Below are 16,114 nucleotides of genomic sequence, written 5' to 3'. Positions count from 1 at the left end.
CGTGGTCGCCGAGCTGAAGCAGACGCAGGGCAGGCTGCGCGACATCGAGGCGGTGAAGTCCGAGCCGATCGCGATCGTGGGCATGGCCTGCCGGCTCCCGGGCGGCGTCACCACCCCCGAGGAGCTGTGGCAGCTGGTCGCCGACGGCACCGACGCCATCACCGAATTCCCCGTCAACCGGGGCTGGAACACCGACGAGCTCTACGACCCCGACCCCGAGCAGTCCGGCAAGTCCTACGTCCGCGAAGGCGGGTTCCTGCACGACGCCGACAAGTTCGACGCCGCCTTCTTCGGAATCTCGCCCCGCGAGGCGCTCTCCATGAACCCGCAGCAGCGGCTGCTCCTGGAGACCGCCTGGGAGACCTTCGAAAGGGCCGGTATCGACCCGGTCACCCTGGGCGGCAGCAGCGTCGGCGTGTACGCGGGGGTGATGTACCACGACTACGCGCTCGGGCTCACCGAAGTGCCGCGCGAGGTCGAGGGCATGCTCAGCATCGGCAACTCGGGCAGCGCCACCTCGGGCCGGGTGTCGTACACCCTGGGGCTGGAGGGCCCGTCGGTCACCGTCGAGACCGCCTGCTCGTCCTCGCTGGTGGCGGTCCATCTGGCCGCGCAGGCGCTGCGTGGCGGCGAGTGCTCGATGGCCCTGGCCGGCGGCGTGGCCGTGATGGCCACCCCGGACACCTTTGTGGAGTTCTCCCGCCAGCGGGGTCTGTCACCGGACGGCCGCTGCAAGGCGTTCGCCGCCGGGGCGGACGGCACCGGCTGGTCCGAGGGCGCAGGACTCGTCCTCCTGGAACGGCTCTCCGAGGCCCGCCGCAACGGCCACCCCGTGCTCGCTGTCATCCGCGGCACCGCCGTCAACCAGGACGGCGCCTCCAACGGCCTCACCGCCCCCAACGGCCCCGCCCAGCAACGCGTCATCCGCCAGGCCCTCGCCAACGCCGGACTGACCACCGCCGACGTCGACGCCGTCGAAGCCCACGGCACCGGGACCACCCTCGGCGACCCGATCGAGGCCCAGGCCGTCATCGCCACCTACGGACAGGGACGACCCCAGGACCAGCCGCTGTGGCTGGGCTCCCTGAAATCCAACATCGGCCACTCCCAGTCCGCCGCAGGCGTCGCCGGCATCATCAAGATGGTCCAGGCGATACGTCACAGCACCCTCCCCAAGACCCTCCACATCGACGAACCGTCGCCGCATGTGGACTGGCAGGCCGGGGCCGTCGAGCTGCTGACCGAGGCCCGCCCCTGGCCGGAGCTGGACCGGCCGCGCAGGGCCGCCGTCTCCTCGTTCGGCGTCAGCGGCACCAACAGCCACGTGATCATCGAACAGGCCCCCGAACCCGCAGCCCAGCCGGAGCCCGCGACCGCGGCCGCGACCGGCACCGGCACGGCCACCGCGCCCCCCGCCGTCCCCTGGGTGTTGTCGGCCCGCACCCCGGACGCGCTGCGCGCTCAGGCGGCACGGCTGTACGCGCTCGCCTCCGGTGACGCGGCCCTCGATCCCGTCGACGTCGGCTACTCGCTGGCGTCCACGCGTACGGCCTTCGAGCACCGCGCGGTGATCGTGGGTGGCCAGCGCGAGGAGCTGCTGAACGGCGTGGCCGCACTGGCCGAGGGGCGGCCCGCCCCCGGCCTCGTCGAAGGCGAACGCGGCACGGGGAAGCTGGCGTTCCTCTTCACCGGTCAGGGTGCGCAGCGGGCCGGAATGGGCCGCGAACTCCATGACGCGTTCCCGGTCTTCGCGCAAGCCTTCGACCAGGCCTGCGCCGCACTCGACCCCCACCTCGACCGACCCCTCGCCGAGGTCATCGCCTTCGGTGACGGGCTGGACGACACACGCTGGACCCAACCCGCCCTGTTCGCCCTGGAAGTCGCCCTGTACCGACTCCACGAATCCTGGGGAGTGCGACCCGATTATGTTGCCGGACACTCCATCGGTGAGATTGCGGCTGCTCATGTGGCGGGCGTTCTCACGCTTGCGGACGCGAGTGCGCTCGTCGTGGCCCGTGGGCGGTTGATGCAGGCCCTGCCCGCCGGCGGCGCCATGATCGCCGTGTCGGCCACCGAAGCCGACGTACTGCCCCTGCTCGAAGGCCACACCGACCGCGCAGCCGTCGCCGCCGTCAATGGACCCTCCTCCGTCGTCATCTCCGGACACGACGACACCGTGCAGGGCATCGCCGCACAGCTGAAGGAAGCCGGACACCGCACCAAGCGGCTCACGGTCTCCCACGCCTTCCACTCCCCCCTGATGGACCCGATGCTCGACGAGTTCCGCCGGATCGTCGCGGGGCTGACCTTCCACGCCCCCCGTATCCCGATCGTCTCCACGCTGACCGGGGAACTCGCGGGCGACGACATCCGCACCCCCGGCTACTGGGTCCGCCACGCCCGCCAGGCCGTCCGCTTCGCCGACGCCGTCACCACCCTCCACCGGCAGGGGACCAGGGTCTATCTCGAACTCGGCCCCGACGCCGTCCTCACCGCCATGACCGGCCAGACCCTGGAAGCCCTCGGGACCCCCGAGGCCGACCAGGCCACCGTCACCGTCGCTCCGGCGCTGCGGCGGGGCCGTCCGGAGGCGGCCGTACTCGTGGAGTCGGCCGGCCGGCTCCACGCGGTCGGGCGCGGCGTGGACTGGCTGGCGCTGTTCGAGGGCACCGGTGCCCGTCAGGTGCCGCTGCCGACGTACGCCTTCCAGCGTGACCGCTACTGGCTGGCGGGCAACGGCTCGGCCGGTGACGTGTCCGCGGCCGGGCTGGCGGGGGCGGGTCATCCGATGCTCGGCGCGGTCCTCGGGCTGCCCGGCTCGGCGGGGCTGTGGTGCACCAGCCGGCTGTCGCTGTCCACCCACCCCTGGCTGGCCGACCACACGGTGTCGGGCGTGGCTGTCGTACCGGGGTCGGCGCTGGTCGAGCTGGCGGTACGGGCCGGGGACGAGACCGGCAGCGGCACACTGGACGAACTGGTCGTCGAAGCGCCGCTGGTGCTGCCGGAGCACGGTGGCGTACAGCTGCGGATCGGTGTCACGGCGCCCGACGGGACGGGCCGGCGTCCGCTGACCATCCACTCCCGGCCGGAGTCCGCCGCCGCGGACGAGCCGTGGACCCGGCACGCCTCGGGCTTCCTGAGCGACACGGCGGCCCCGCTGCCCGGCACCGCCGGTCCGACCGTGTGGCCCCCCGCCGGTGCCGAACCGGCCGACCTGGGCGGCTTCTACGAGCGTCAGGACGCCGCCGGTCTCTCCTACGGGCCGGTCTTCCGGGGCCTGCGGAAGGTGTGGACACGGGGTGCGGAGGTGTTCGCCGAGGTCGCGCTCGACGAACCCGAGAGCGGGACAGCCGAGCGCTTCGGTCTGCATCCCGCCCTGCTCGACGCCGCGCTCCAGGCCAGCACCTTCTGCCCGGCCGCGCCCGGCACGGAGGACGACACCGGCGTCAGGCTGCCGTTCGCCTGGAACGACGTGACCCTGCACGCCACCGGTGCCTCGACGCTCCGGGTGCACGCGGCGCCCGCCGGCGGCGGGGTGTCGCTGGAACTGACGGACCCGGCGGGTGCCCCGCTGGCCTCGGTGGGCTCCATGGTCACCCGGGCGGTCAGCGCCGATCAGCTGACCGGCGGCGGAGACCCGCTGCGGGACGCGCTGTTCACGGTGGAGTGGATCCCGGTCGCGCTGGACGCGGCCGCCGCCGCGCCGACGGCCTGGACGCCGCTGGACGCGAGCCCGGTCACGGACCTCGACATGCCCGAGCAGGTGCGCGAGCTGACCGGCCGCGTACTCGCCGGACTCCAGTCGTACGTCGAGGAGTCAGCCCCCGCCGACGGGCCCCTGGTGGTCGTGCTCCGCTCGGACGGTCCCGAGGCCGGTGCGGTGCGGGGTCTGGTGCGCAGTGCGCAGTTGGAGTACCCCGACCGGATCGTCCTGGCCGAACTCGACAACACACCCACCTCCACCCACGCCCTCACCACCGCCCTCGCCACCGGCGAACCCCACCTCCGCCTCACCAACGGAACCCTCACCGTCCCCCGCCTCAACCGACACACCACCACCCCCGACAAACCCAGCCCCCTCGGACCCCACAGCACCGTCCTCATCACCGGCGGCACCGGCTCCCTGGGCACCCTCATCGCCCACCACCTCATCACCCACCACCACGTCAACCGCCTCATCCTCACCAACCGCACCGGACACACCACCCCCGCCACCGACCAACTCACCACCCTCGGCGCCCAGATCACCATCGAAGCCTGCGACACCACCAACCCCCACACCCTCCACACCCTCCTCGACAACCACCCCATCACCGCCGTCATCCACACCGCCGGCACCCTCGACGACGGAACCCTCACCGCCCAAACCCCCCAACGCCTCAACACCGTCCTCGCTCCCAAAGCCGACGGAGCCTGGCACCTCCACCAACTCACCCACCACCACCCCCTCGAAGCCTTCATCCTCTTCTCGTCGGTGACGGGTGTGCTGGGCAACCGGGGGCAGACCAACTACGGCGCCGCCAACGGTTTTCTGGACGAGCTGGCCCGGTTCCGGCACTCCCAGGGCCTGCCGGCGACCTCGCTGGCCTGGGGGCTGTGGGAGCAGAGTGGCGGGATGGCGGCCGGTCTGCCGGCCGGCTCCGCCCGTGGCGGGATGCGCGCGCTCACCCCCGAGGAAGGTCTCGCGCTCTTCGACGCGGCTCTCACCAGCGACCGCCCCACCCTCGTCCCCGCCAAACTCGACCTCACCGCCTACGCCCGCAACCACCCCACCCCCCACCTCCTCCACACCCTCATCCGCCCCACCCGCAAACAGGCCGGCACCGCGCAGCAGGCGGGCGCGAACGGTCTGGCCGACCGGATCGCCGGGCTCTCGCCGGCCGAGCGGCAGCGTGAACTGCTCACCCTGGTAAGGGCCGAGGCGGCCGCGGCGCTCGGGCACTCGGGGCTGGACGCGGTCAAGGCCGGCCAGGCGTTCAAGGACGTCGGGTTCGACTCGCTGGCCGCGGTGGATCTGCGCAACCGCCTCACCACCGCGACCGGCATCAAACTGCCCGCCACCCTCGTCTTCCCGACTACCCCACCCCCACCGCCCTCGCCCACCACCTCCAGGAACACCTGACCGCCACCACCGTCACCACAACCCCGGCCACCGCGCTCCCGGAGGCCCAGGAGGCAGCGATCCGGCGCTTCCTGGCCACCGCACCGCTGGATCGGCTGACCGAACTGGGTGTCGTGGACCGGGTGTTGCCGCACGTCGAGGCCACCCGTCAGCCGGACCAGGGGGATCAGCCGGCCGGGGAGACCGACGACACCGGCGCTAACCAACTCATCGGCGCGATGAGCGTCGACAGCCTGCTGCAGCTCGCCCTCGGCGGCAGGGCAGTCCAGTGACTCACACGGAGGAAGCAATGACAGCGACGCAGGACAGGTCCGCCCAGCTGATCGAGGCACTCCGCGCCTCGCTCATCGAGAACGAGCGCCTCAAGCGTGAGCAGGCCGAGGCCGCCGAAGCCGCCCGGGAACCGATCGCGATCGTGGGCATGGCCTGCCGGCTGCCCGGCGGCGTCACCACCCCCGAGGAGCTGTGGCAGCTGGTCGCCGACGGCACCGACGCCATCACCGAGTTTCCCGCCGACCGGGGCTGGAACACCGACGAGCTCTACGACCCCGACCCCGATCAGTCCGGCAGGTCCTACGTCCGCGAGGGCGGGTTCCTGCACGACGCGGCCGGGTTCGACGCCGCCTTCTTCGGGATCTCACCGCGCGAGGCGCTGGCGACCGACCCGCAGCAGCGGCTGCTCCTGGAGACCGCCTGGGAGACCTTCGAGCGGGCCGGTATCGCACCCGGGTCGCTGCGCGGCACGAACGTCGGTGTCTACGCGGGGGTGATGTACCACGACTACGCCGGCCGTCTGCAGCAGATCCCCAAGGAGGTGGAAGGGCTGCTGGGCATCGGCAACTCGGGCAGTGTCGCCTCCGGACGGATCTCGTACACCTTCGGGTTCGAGGGGCCGTCGCTGACGCTGGACACGGCCTGCTCGTCCTCGCTGGTGGCGGTCCATCTGGCCGCGCAGGCGCTGCGTGGCGGCGAGTGCTCGATGGCCCTGGCCGGCGGCGTGGCCGTGATGGCCACCCCGGGGGTGTTCGTGGAGTTCTCGCGCCAGCGGGGTCTGTCACCGGACGGCCGCTGCAAGGCGTTCGCCGCCGGGGCGGACGGCACCGGCTGGTCCGAGGGCGCAGGACTCGTCCTCCTGGAACGGCTCTCCGAGGCCCGCCGCAACGGCCACCCCGTGCTGGCCGTGGTCCGTGGCAGCGCCGTCAACCAGGACGGCGCCTCCAACGGCCTCACCGCCCCCAACGGCCCCGCCCAGCAACGCGTCATCCGCCAGGCCCTCGCCAACGCCGGACTGACCACCGCCGACGTCGACGCCGTCGAAGCCCACGGCACCGGGACCACCCTCGGCGACCCGATCGAAGCGCAGGCCGTCATCGCCACCTACGGACAGGGACGACCCCAGGACCAGCCGCTGTGGCTGGGCTCCCTGAAATCCAACATCGGCCACTCCCAGTCCGCCGCAGGCGTCGCCGGCATCATCAAGATGGTCCAGGCGATACGTCACAGCACCCTCCCCAAGACCCTCCACATCGACGAACCGTCGCCGAAGGTCGAGTGGAGCGGCGGTGGGGTCGAACTGCTCACGGAGCAGCGCCCCTGGCCGGAGCTGGACCGGCCACGCAGGGCCGCCGTCTCCTCGTTCGGCGTCAGCGGCACCAACAGCCACGTCATCATCGAACAGGCCCCCGAACCCGCAGCCCAGGCAGAGCCCGCGACCGCGGCCGCGACCGGCACCGGCACCGGCACGGCCACCGCGCCCCCCGCCGTGCCGCTGCTGCTGTCCGCGCGGACGCCCGCCGCGCTGCGCGCCCAGGCGCGGCGGCTGCACGACCACCTCGACTCCCTCCCCGGCCTCTCACTCGCCGATGTGGGGCACTCGTTGCTGACCACCCGTGAGGCGCTGGAGCGGCGGACCGTGGTCGTCGCCGCGGACCGTCCGGCCGCTCTGGCGGCCCTCGGCGCACTGGCCGACGGGGACACCCCGGCGGCGGCGCAGGTGGTGCAGGGCACGGCCGACGTGGACGGCCGGACCGTCTTCGTCTTCCCCGGGCAGGGCTCGCAGTGGCTCGGCATGGGCGGCCGGCTGCTCGACGAGTCGCCGGTGTTCGCGGCCCGGATCGCCGAGGTCGAGGCGGCGCTCGCACCGTACGTGGACTGGTCGCTCACCGATGTGCTGCGGCAGGCCGAGGGCGCGGCGTCGCTGGACCGGGTGGACGTGGTGCAGCCGGCCTCGTTCGCGATGATGGTGTCGCTGGCGGCGCTGTGGCGTTCGTACGGGATCGAGCCGGACGCCGTGATCGGGCACTCCCAGGGCGAGATCGCCGCGGCGGCCGTCAGCGGGGCGCTCTCGCTGGAGGACGCCGCCCTGGTGGTGGCGCTGCGCAGCAGGGCGATCGGCGCGATCACCGGCCGGGGCGGCATGGCCACGGTGTTCCTGCCCGCCGAGGAGACGGCCCGCCGGCTGGAGCCGTGGAGCACCGAACTGGCCGTCGCGGCGGTCAACGGACCGGGGTTCACGGTGATCGCGGGCGGGGCCGGGGCGCTGGACGAGTTCACCGCGCATCTCAACGACGAGGGCGTGCGGGTCCGGCGGATCCCGGTCGACTACGCCTCGCACTCGCCGCACGTCGAGGACATCCGTACCGAGCTGTACGACCTGCTGGCGCCGATCGAGCCCCGCAAGCCGGTGATCCCGATGCTGTCCACCGTCACCGGGGAGTGGATCGGGGCGGGCGACACCGACGCCAAGTACTGGTACGAGAACCTGCGCCGCACCGTCCGGTTCGCGGACGCGGCGGCCGCGCTGCGGGACCAGGGCTACCAGATCTGGGTCGAGTCCAGCCCGCACGGCGTCCTGGTGCCCGCGTTGCAGCAGGCCCTGGACGGCATGCCCGGCGGCGCCGTGGTCGCCGGGTCGCTGCGCCGGGGCGAAGGCGGCCTGGCCACCTTCTGGGCCTCGCTGGCGAAGCTCCAGGTCCGGGGCGCCCCCGTCGACTTCGGCCCGGCCTTCGCCGGTACCGGGGCGCGCAGGACCGACCTTCCCACGTACGCGTTCCAACACCGTCACTACTGGCTGGAGGCATCGATCGTGACCGGCAACGGCGAGAACACCACCCCGCAGAACCTGACCGACGACAACGAGGGCCCGCAGGAGCCCGGCGAGGTCCTCGCCGCGAAGCTCGCCGGACTGGGCGCCGACGAGCGGCTCGACGTCCTCACCGATCTGGTGCGCGGCCAGGCAGCCGCCGTACTCGGCCATGACGGCCTCGACGAGATCGAGGAGAACAGCGGCTTCTTCGACATCGGCTTCACCTCGCTGACCGCCGTCGAGCTGCGTAACCGGATCTCCGAGGCCACCGGTCTGGCGCTGCCCGCCATGCTGCTCTTCGACCAGCCGACCCCCGGCATGGTCGCGGAGTTCCTCGAACCGCTGCTGCCGGCCGCTGCCCCGGCCGCGGCCGCCTGAGGGAGCTGACGGACCGCCATGCCTCCCACCGGCAACGCCACCACCGCCACCGTCACCGCCGCGACCGTCACCGCCGCGACCGACAGCGACGTCCTTGTCGTGGGCTACGGCCCGGTCGGGCAGACCCTGTCCATCCTGCTGGCCCAGCGCGGCCACCGCGTCACCGCCGTCGAGCGGTGGCCGAAGGCGTACGCCATGCCGCGCGCGGTCAACTTCGACAGCGAGTCGGCACGCATCCTGGCCGATGCCGGGCTCGCCGACGCCATCCCGGGCTTCTCGGAACCGTCCGGGGCCTATGAGTGGCTGAACGCGCAGGGGCGGTCCCTGCTGCGCATCGAGGCCTCCGAGCGGGGCCGGTGCGGCTGGGCCGACTCGACCGCGATGTACCAGCCGGGGCTGGAGGCCGCCCTGGAGTCCCGTGGTGCGCGGCTGCCGGACCTCACGGTGCTGCGGGGCCACGAGGCGGTCGGCCTCGCCGTCTCCGACGACGGTGTGTCGCTGACCGTCCGGCCCGCCGGCGGTGCGGCCCGCACGGCCCGCACCCTGACCGCCCGCTGGGTCGTGGGCTGCGACGGCGCGAACAGCTTCGTACGCGGTGAGATGGGCGCCACCGTCACCGACCTCGGCTTCTCGCACGACTGGCTGATCTGTGACGTGGCCCCGCACCGGCCGGTCGTGTACGAGCCGAACAACCTCCAGGTGTGCGATCCGGCCCGGCCCCGCACCCATGTGTCGGCCGGGCCGGGGCACCGGCGCTGGGAGTTCATGCGGGTGCCGGGTGAGACCGTCGAGGAGCTGAACACCGCCGAGCGGGCCTGGCAGCTGCTGGGCGAGCAGGGTGTCACGCCCGAGGACGCGGTCCTGGAGCGGCACGCCGTGTACACCTTCAACGCGCGCTCCACCGACCAGTGGCGTTCGGGCCGGCTGCTGCTGGCGGGCGACGCCGCCCATCTGATGCCGCCGTTCGCCGCGCAGGGCATGTGCTCGGGCTTCCGGGACGCGGCCAACCTGGCCTGGAAGCTGGACCTGGTGCTCACCGGCCGGGCCGGGCAGGAGGTGCTCGACAGCTATCAGCGGGAGCGGCGCGGGCATGTCCAGCACGCCATCGGGATGTCGGTGAACCTCGGCCGGGTCATCTGCCAGGACGACCCGGTGGCGGCCGCCGAGCGGGACACCGCCATGCTCGCGGCCCGCGACCGCGGGCTGGGCGGCGGCCGCCCGCAGGGTGCGGTGCAGCCGCTCAAGGACGGTCTGCTGTACCGGTGTTCGGCGGGCCGTGCCCCGCGCCGCCCGGCCGGGGAGCTGGCCCCGCAGGGCCGGGTGGAGCGCGCCGGGCGGAGCGGGCTGTTCGACGAGGTGGTCGGGACCGGCTTCGTGCTGCTGTGCGCGGACGACCCGGCCGCGCTGCCGGCCGAGGAGGATCTGCGTTTCCTGGAGCGGCTCGGCACGCGTCTGGTGCAGGTGCTGCCGGCCGGCACCCCGGCCACCGCCCCCTGGCAGGTCACCGACACCGAGGGCGTCCATCTGCGCCATCTCGCCGAGTGCCGCGCGCGGGCCCTGCTGATCCGTCCGGACTTCTACGTCTACGGCGGCGCGAACGACCGGGCCGAACTGTCCCAGGTGATCGGTCAGTTGCGGGCGGCTCTGGGGGCGGCGGTGCCGGTCCCGGCGGGTTAGCGCACACGGATCAGGGGCCGCCCGGCGAACTGCCGGGCGGCCCCTGATCCGTGTGCGCGCCGGTGGCGCGGAGTCACGCGGGCAGGCGCAGGATGTCCCGTACGACCTCCTCGAAGACGGCCTTGTCGATGATGGCCTTGAAGGTCTCCGTGCCGTTCCGGGAGATCACATGCCGGCGCCCGATGAGGATCTTCTGCCCGTCCTCGAAGGCGCGGCCCCGGATCAGGGTCGCGGAGCCGATCTGCTGGCCCTCCCACTCCCACTCGGCGCGGTCGGTGAGGGAGGCCGCGTAGCCGTCCCAGGCGGACAGTTCGCGCGGCTCGGGCCGGAAGCGGAAGACCGGCACCCAGTCGCCGGTGGCGCCCTTGCGGCGGACGACGCGGTACTCGCCCTCCTCGACCACCTGGAAGGCGAAGCCGTTCTGCTCCTGGATCTCCGGCGAGACATGCAGCGGCTCCACGAACGACGGCCCCACGTAGCCGACATCGGCGAGATACAGCTCGCCGTCGATACGGACGCCGTTGAGCATGTGGTCGAGGTCGGGGCCGAACTGCTGGTCCGCGCCCCGGATGCCGGCCGACAGGATGACGACGTCGAAGCCGAGCTGCCGCAGCAGGGCGCGGAAGAGGCCGTTGAGTTCGTGGCACACGCCGCCGCTGCGCCCGGTGATCAGCCGGTCGAACAGCACCTGCGGGTCGGTGCCCGCCTCGTCCCAGACCGCAGCGCCCTTGTGGACATGGCGCTCGTTGTCGAACGGCACCGTCATGAGGTGCTTCCTGTGCAGCGCGCGCAGGGTCTCCAGGGTCGGCTCCAGCGGGCCGGTCAGGCCCAGGTGCGCGGCGTACGCCTCAATGTCGAGCATAGGGGATCGACCTTTCTGAGAGCTTCGTTGATCTGCGGGGATCTTCGGAAAAGCGACAGGAGAACAACCGCACCATATCCGCAGCATTTCCCGCTGTCACCGCCCGGACCACCCCCCTAATATCCCCCTCGGACAGGCGTACTTGACGAATGAACAAGACGCAGCCACTTCCGGAATGCTAGCCTCCTGGCAGGTCAGAGCGGCTCTCTTCATCATCACCGGCAGTGCGGGAGTCATCGCACCGCCGGAAATTCCCGGGTGATTCCCAGCTGATTGCCGGCCGGTTCCCCGGCAATTCTCCGGGACTTCCAACTCTTCCCATAGCTTTCCTTCCGTCATGTTTTGGATCCCCGCCGGCCGGCGGGGAATGGGGAGGGAAAACCATGCTCAACCGACGTGGATTCATGCGCACGGGCGGCGCCGCCGCAGCCGTGGGCGTGCTGTCCGGATTCAACCCCGCGCGGTCGTTCGGCGCCGCCGCCGATGTACCGGCCACCGCGTACGAGACGCTGCGCGGCACCCTGCGGGGCGACCTGCTGCTGCCCACCGACAGCGGCTACGACCTCGCCAAGCAGCTGCAGCTGATGCAGTACGACGCCGTCAGCCCGCAGGCCATCGCCTACTGCGAGACCGCCCAGGACGTCTCCAGGGTGATCCGCTTCGCGCACGGCGAGGGCCTGCCGGTGCGCACCCGCAGCGGCGGCCACAACTACTCGGGTTGGTCGACCGGTGAGGGCCTGGTCATCGACGTGTCCCGGATCCGGCACGCCACCGTCAACGGCTCCCGGGTCAGTCTGGGCCCGGGCGCCCAGTCCATCACCGCGATCAACACCCTGGAGCCGTACGGCAAGCAGATAGCCACCGGCACCTGCCCCACGGTCTGCCCCGGCGGCTTCTTCCAGGGCGGCGGGATCGGCTACCAGACGCGGAAGTTCGGCACCGGCAGCGACCGGGTGGCCGCCGCCACCGTCGTGCTCGCCGACGGCCGGATCGTCCGGACGGACCGGAACTCCGACCCCGACCTGCTGTGGGGGCTGCGCGGTGGCGGCGGTGGCAATCTCGGTGTCGTCGTGGACTACGAGGTGCGGCCGGTCGACCAGCCCCGGATGGTCTGGTACCAGCAGTGGTGGGACTACGACCACGCCGTGGACCTCTTCGGCGCGTGGCAGCGCTGGATGCGGGACGGCGCGGACAGCCTGGCCGGCCAGTTCGTGCTGCTGCTGCCCGACGCCGCGCCCGGCACCAAGCCGCTGGCCATGATCACCGGCGCCTACCTCGGCCCGCGGGAGGAGCTGGAGACGGCGCTGGCCGAGCTCGCCTCGCTGGCCGGCGCGGCACCGCAGTCCGGCACGGTCTCCGATGTGACGTACGCCGAGGCGATGAAGCTGACGTACCACTGCGACCAGCTCACCGCCCAGCAGTGCCAGCGGGTGGGTACCAACCCCGATGCCGCGCTGGCCCGTACCGGCTTCCAGCGCGAGAGCTACCGCTTCTTCGACCGGGTGATGAGCCCGGCCGAGATCGGCTCGGTGATCAGCGCCTTCGAGTCGGACCGGGCGGCCGGCCACACCCGGGTGCTGCACTGCATGGCCCTGGGCGGCAAGCTGGGCCGGATCAACCGTGACTCCTCGGCCTTCTGGCACCGCGACGCGCAGTACGTACTGGGGTACGTCAACCAGCTGCCCGCCTCCCCGTCCGGCTCCGACAGCGCGCTGGCGGCCACCTGGGCGGGCAACGGCGGCCGGGTCCTGGACCCGATGTGCAGCGGCGCGTACGTGAACTTCACCAGCAGCGAGCTGACCGACTGGCAGACCAAGTACTACGGCGGCCACTACGAGCGGCTGGTCGGCATCAAGCAGGCCTACGACCCGGACAACTTCTTCCGCCACCCGCGCAGCATCGGCAGCTGACCCGCCCGGCACACCAAGGGGGGCGGTGCGCATCGCGCACCGCCCCCCTTCCGCTGCCGGAAGCGCCTTGGAGCCCGAGGCTCCTACAGCACCGTCGCGGCGGGTACTCCGGCCGGCTCCTCGGCGGCCTCGGCGGCCTCCGCGGCCTCGGCCCCGCCCTGGCCGGTGTCCGCCCGGCGCAGCACCGCGACGGCCAGCAGCACCGCGCCGGCGATGAAGCCGACGGCGACGGTGAAGGCCAGCCGGTAGCCGGAGGCCAGGTCGGCGGGGGTCGGGTCGGAGCCGGCGTGAGCGGTGGCGATGGTGTTGAGCAGCGCCAGGCCGACCGCGCCGCCGATCTGCTGGGAGGTGTTGAACAGACCGGAGATGACGCCGGAGTCCTCCGGAGTCGCCCCCGACAGGCCCAGCATCATCAGCGCGGGCATGGCCGAGCCGAAGCCGACGCCCAGCAGGATGTTGGCCGGCAGGAAGTCGGCCAGGTAGTTGCCGTCGGCCGGGATCCGCGCGAAGAGCACGAAGCCCGCACCGATCAGCACCAGGCCGGTGGTGAGGACCGCCTTCGGACCGAACCGGGTGACGAGCCTGGCCGACAGGCCCAGCGAGACACCGGCGATGGCCACGGCGACCGGGACGAATCCCAGACCGGTCTGGAGCGCGTCGTAGCCCAGCACCCGCTGGAGGTAGAGGGTGCCGAAGTACAGGAAGGCGAACATCGCGCCGATCATCAGCAGCTGGATGACGTTGGCGCCGGACACGTTGCGGGAGCGGAACAGCCGCAGCGGCAGCAGCGGCGTCCTGGCCTTGGCCTCCCGGACCAGGAAGGCGGCGAGCAGCGCGACGGACAGGGCCGCGAAGCCCAGCGTGTGGGCCGAGCCCCAGCCGTTGCCGTCGATGCCGACGATCGTGTAGACGAGCAGCATCAGGCCGCCGGTGACCAGGGCCGCGCCCGCGAAGTCGGCCTGCGAGCCGAGGCCGGGACCGCGGTCGTCGCGCAGGGTGCGCAGCGCCAGGGTGACCACCACCAGGCCGATCGGGATGTTGATGAAGAAGATCCAGCTCCAGTCGACGGCGTCGGTCAGCAGGCCGCCGACCAGCGGGCCGATGGCCCCGCCGCCGGCCGAGGCGAAGCTGAACGCGCCGATGGCCTTGGCCTGGTCCCCGGGCTCGGGGAAGAGCGTGACGATCATGCCGAGAATGCCGGCCGCCGTGACGGCACCGCCGATGCCCTGGACGAAGCGGGCGGCGATCAGCATCCCCTCGCCGTCGGCCAGCCCGCAGACCAGCGAGGCGAGGGTGAACAGGGTGAGGCCGGTGGCGAACACCCGCTTGCGGCCCAGCAGATCACCGAGCCGGCCGGCCAGCAGCAGCAGGCCGCCGAAGGGAATCACATAGGCGTTGACGATCCAGACCAGGTTGGCGGGCGAAACACCAAGATCGGTCTGGACCGCGGGTAGAGCGACATTGACGATGTTCTGATCAAGAATGATCATGAGCTGTCCCGCGCAGAGAACTGCGAGGGACAGCCAGCGCGACGCCGACGCGGCGGGCGAGCTACCCATGGGGATCTTCCTCCATTGATGGGGTGTTGACGGGTGAGCGGTTGCCTGAGTCCCCGGCCGGGCCCCGTTCAGGCGCGCAGCATCTCGGCCACGAGGAACACGAGTTCCATCGACTGCTGGGGGTTGAGCCGGGGATCGCAGTACGTCTCGTACCGCTCGGCGAGCCCGGAGTCGTCGATGGCCTGGGCACCGCCCACGCACTCGGTGACGTCGTCTCCGGTCAGTTCGATGTGCAGGCCACCGGGGTGCGTACCGAGCCCCTGGTGGACCTGGAAGAAACCCTCGACCTCGTCGGTGATCCGGTCGAAGGGGCGGGTTTTGTAACCGCTGGCCGCCTCCTGGGTGTTGCCGTGCATCGGGTCGCACTGCCAGACCACCTGATGGCCGCTGGCGGTGACCTTCTCCACGATCGGCGGCAGCACGTCACGGATCCGGCCGCTGCCCATCCGGCTGATGAGGGTGAGCCGTCCGGGCACGTTGTGCGGGTCCAGCCGCTCGACGTACTCCACCGCCTGCTCGGGCGTGGTGGTCGGCCCGATCTTCAGACCGATGGGGTTGGCGAGCTGCGCGGCCAGCGCGATGTGCGCGCCGTCCAGGTCCCGGGTGCGCTCGCCGATCCACAGGAAGTGCGAGGACAGGCCGTACAGCTTCGGCCCGCCGTCGCCGCCGCTGCCGCCGTCCCGCTGCTGCTCCTGGTGCGGTACGACACGCAGCAGACCGCGCTCGTAGTCCAGCAGCAGCGCCTCGTGACTGGCCCACAACTCCGTGCTGTGCAGGGCGCGGTGATCGACGCGGCAGGCGGACATGAAGTCCAGGCCCCGGTCGATCTCGGTGGCGATCGTCTCGTAACGGGCGCCGACCGGCGAGGTCCGCAGGAAGTCGCGGTTCCACTCGTGCACCCGGCGCAGATCGGCGAAGCCGGAGACCGCGTACGCGCGGGCCAGGTTGAGCGCCGCGCCGGAGTGCGCGTACGCCTGGAGCATCCGCGCCGGGTCCGGCACCCGCGCCTCGGGGCGCGGGTCGAAGCCGTTGACGATGTCGCCCCGGTAGACCGGCAGACCCAGCGAGTCCGTGCTGTTCGAGCGCGGCTTGGCGTACTGGCCGGCGAACCTGCCGACCTTGACCACCGGCATGCTGGCGGCGTACGTGAGCACCACCGCCATCTGCACCAGCGTCCGCAGGTTGGCGCGCACATGCGACTCGGTGTTCCCGGCGAACGTCTCGGCGCAGTCGCCGCCCTGGAGCAGGAAGGCCCGACCCTGCGCGACTTCCGACAGCCGCTCCTGCAGGAGATCGACCTCCTGCGGCACCACGAGCGGGGGCAGGGTTTCCAGTGTGGCCACGGCGCTGAGCGCCGCCACCGGGTCGGGCCACTGCGGTTGCTGGGCAGCGGGCCGAGCCAGCGCTTCGGCGATCCGCGCTGTGTGAGGACCCGGACTCGGAGGGATGACGGATGTCCGCATTGCGATGGTCGGCTGCATGCCGTCAGGCTAGGTTCGGGGCGCCAACTGCCCGCCCACC

General features: G+C 72.2%; 7 protein-coding genes and 1 pseudogene. 5 read left to right on the top strand and 3 right to left on the bottom strand.

Features of this window, described 5'->3' with window-relative positions:
* The first annotated feature begins 1 nt into the window (after position 1).
* The 4 genes and pseudogenes from RWE79_RS21515 (at position 2) to mhpA (ending at position 10,262) form a co-directional block, all read left to right on the top strand.
* The gene (locus tag RWE79_RS21515) at positions 2–5,122 is read left to right on the top strand and encodes a type I polyketide synthase (protein WP_475945984.1); all 5,121 of its coding nucleotides are present in this window, start codon (positions 2–4) and stop codon (positions 5,120–5,122) included.
* Positions 5,123–5,235: 113 nt separating this feature from the next.
* Positions 5,236–5,394 carry a hypothetical protein gene (locus RWE79_RS21510; protein WP_475941694.1) on the top strand — a complete coding sequence of 53 codons (159 nt, stop codon included), beginning with the start codon at positions 5,236–5,238 and terminating at the stop codon, positions 5,392–5,394.
* A 44-nt stretch (positions 5,395–5,438) separates the two neighbouring features.
* Positions 5,439–8,585: pseudogene (locus RWE79_RS21505) on the top strand (type I polyketide synthase); the annotation flags it as partial.
* 18 nt (positions 8,586–8,603) lie between these two features.
* Entirely contained in the window at positions 8,604–10,262 is a 1,659-nt protein-coding gene (mhpA, locus tag RWE79_RS21500) for a bifunctional 3-(3-hydroxy-phenyl)propionate/3-hydroxycinnamic acid hydroxylase MhpA (RefSeq protein ID WP_475941693.1), read from the top strand.
* A gap of 73 nt (positions 10,263–10,335) precedes the next feature.
* On the opposite strand, the gene RWE79_RS21495 is transcribed toward mhpA, so the two are convergent.
* Positions 10,336–11,124, bottom strand: a complete 789-nt coding sequence (locus tag RWE79_RS21495; protein WP_475941692.1) for an arylamine N-acetyltransferase family protein — start codon at positions 11,122–11,124, stop codon at positions 10,336–10,338.
* A gap of 383 nt (positions 11,125–11,507) precedes the next feature.
* Here RWE79_RS21495 and RWE79_RS21490 point away from each other — a divergent pair, with 383 nt between their 5' ends.
* Complete coding sequence (locus RWE79_RS21490) at positions 11,508–13,034, top strand: FAD-binding oxidoreductase (protein ID WP_475941691.1); 1,527 nt, start codon at positions 11,508–11,510, stop codon at positions 13,032–13,034.
* A gap of 83 nt (positions 13,035–13,117) precedes the next feature.
* Here the strand turns inward: RWE79_RS21490 and RWE79_RS21485 are convergent, their stop codons facing one another.
* Both RWE79_RS21485 and RWE79_RS21480 read right to left on the bottom strand, forming a co-directional pair.
* Entirely contained in the window at positions 13,118–14,593 is a 1,476-nt protein-coding gene (locus RWE79_RS21485; protein WP_475941690.1) for an MFS transporter, read from the bottom strand.
* Between the two features lie 68 nt (positions 14,594–14,661).
* Positions 14,662–16,074 (bottom strand): class II 3-deoxy-7-phosphoheptulonate synthase, encoded by a 1,413-nt coding sequence (locus RWE79_RS21480; RefSeq protein WP_475941689.1) that lies wholly within the window; start codon positions 16,072–16,074, stop codon positions 14,662–14,664.
* Positions 16,075–16,114: the final 40 nt, after the last annotated feature.

The sequence above is a fragment of the Streptomyces sp. RLA131 genome (genome assembly GCF_056270125.1).
Note: the sequence above shows the minus strand (reverse complement) of the source record. Positions and strands in the feature narration are given on the sequence as shown.

Coding starts and splice junctions, on each gene's coding strand:
- mhpA (WP_475941693.1), top strand. CDS start 8,604: ATGCCTCCCACCGGCAACGCCACCACCGCCACCGTCACCGCCGCGACC.
- RWE79_RS21495 (WP_475941692.1), bottom strand. CDS start 11,124: ATGCTCGACATTGAGGCGTACGCCGCGCACCTGGGCCTGACCGGCCCG.
- RWE79_RS21490 (WP_475941691.1), top strand. CDS start 11,508: ATGCTCAACCGACGTGGATTCATGCGCACGGGCGGCGCCGCCGCAGCC.
- RWE79_RS21485 (WP_475941690.1), bottom strand. CDS start 14,593: ATGGGTAGCTCGCCCGCCGCGTCGGCGTCGCGCTGGCTGTCCCTCGCA.
- RWE79_RS21480 (WP_475941689.1), bottom strand. CDS start 16,074: ATGCAGCCGACCATCGCAATGCGGACATCCGTCATCCCTCCGAGTCCG.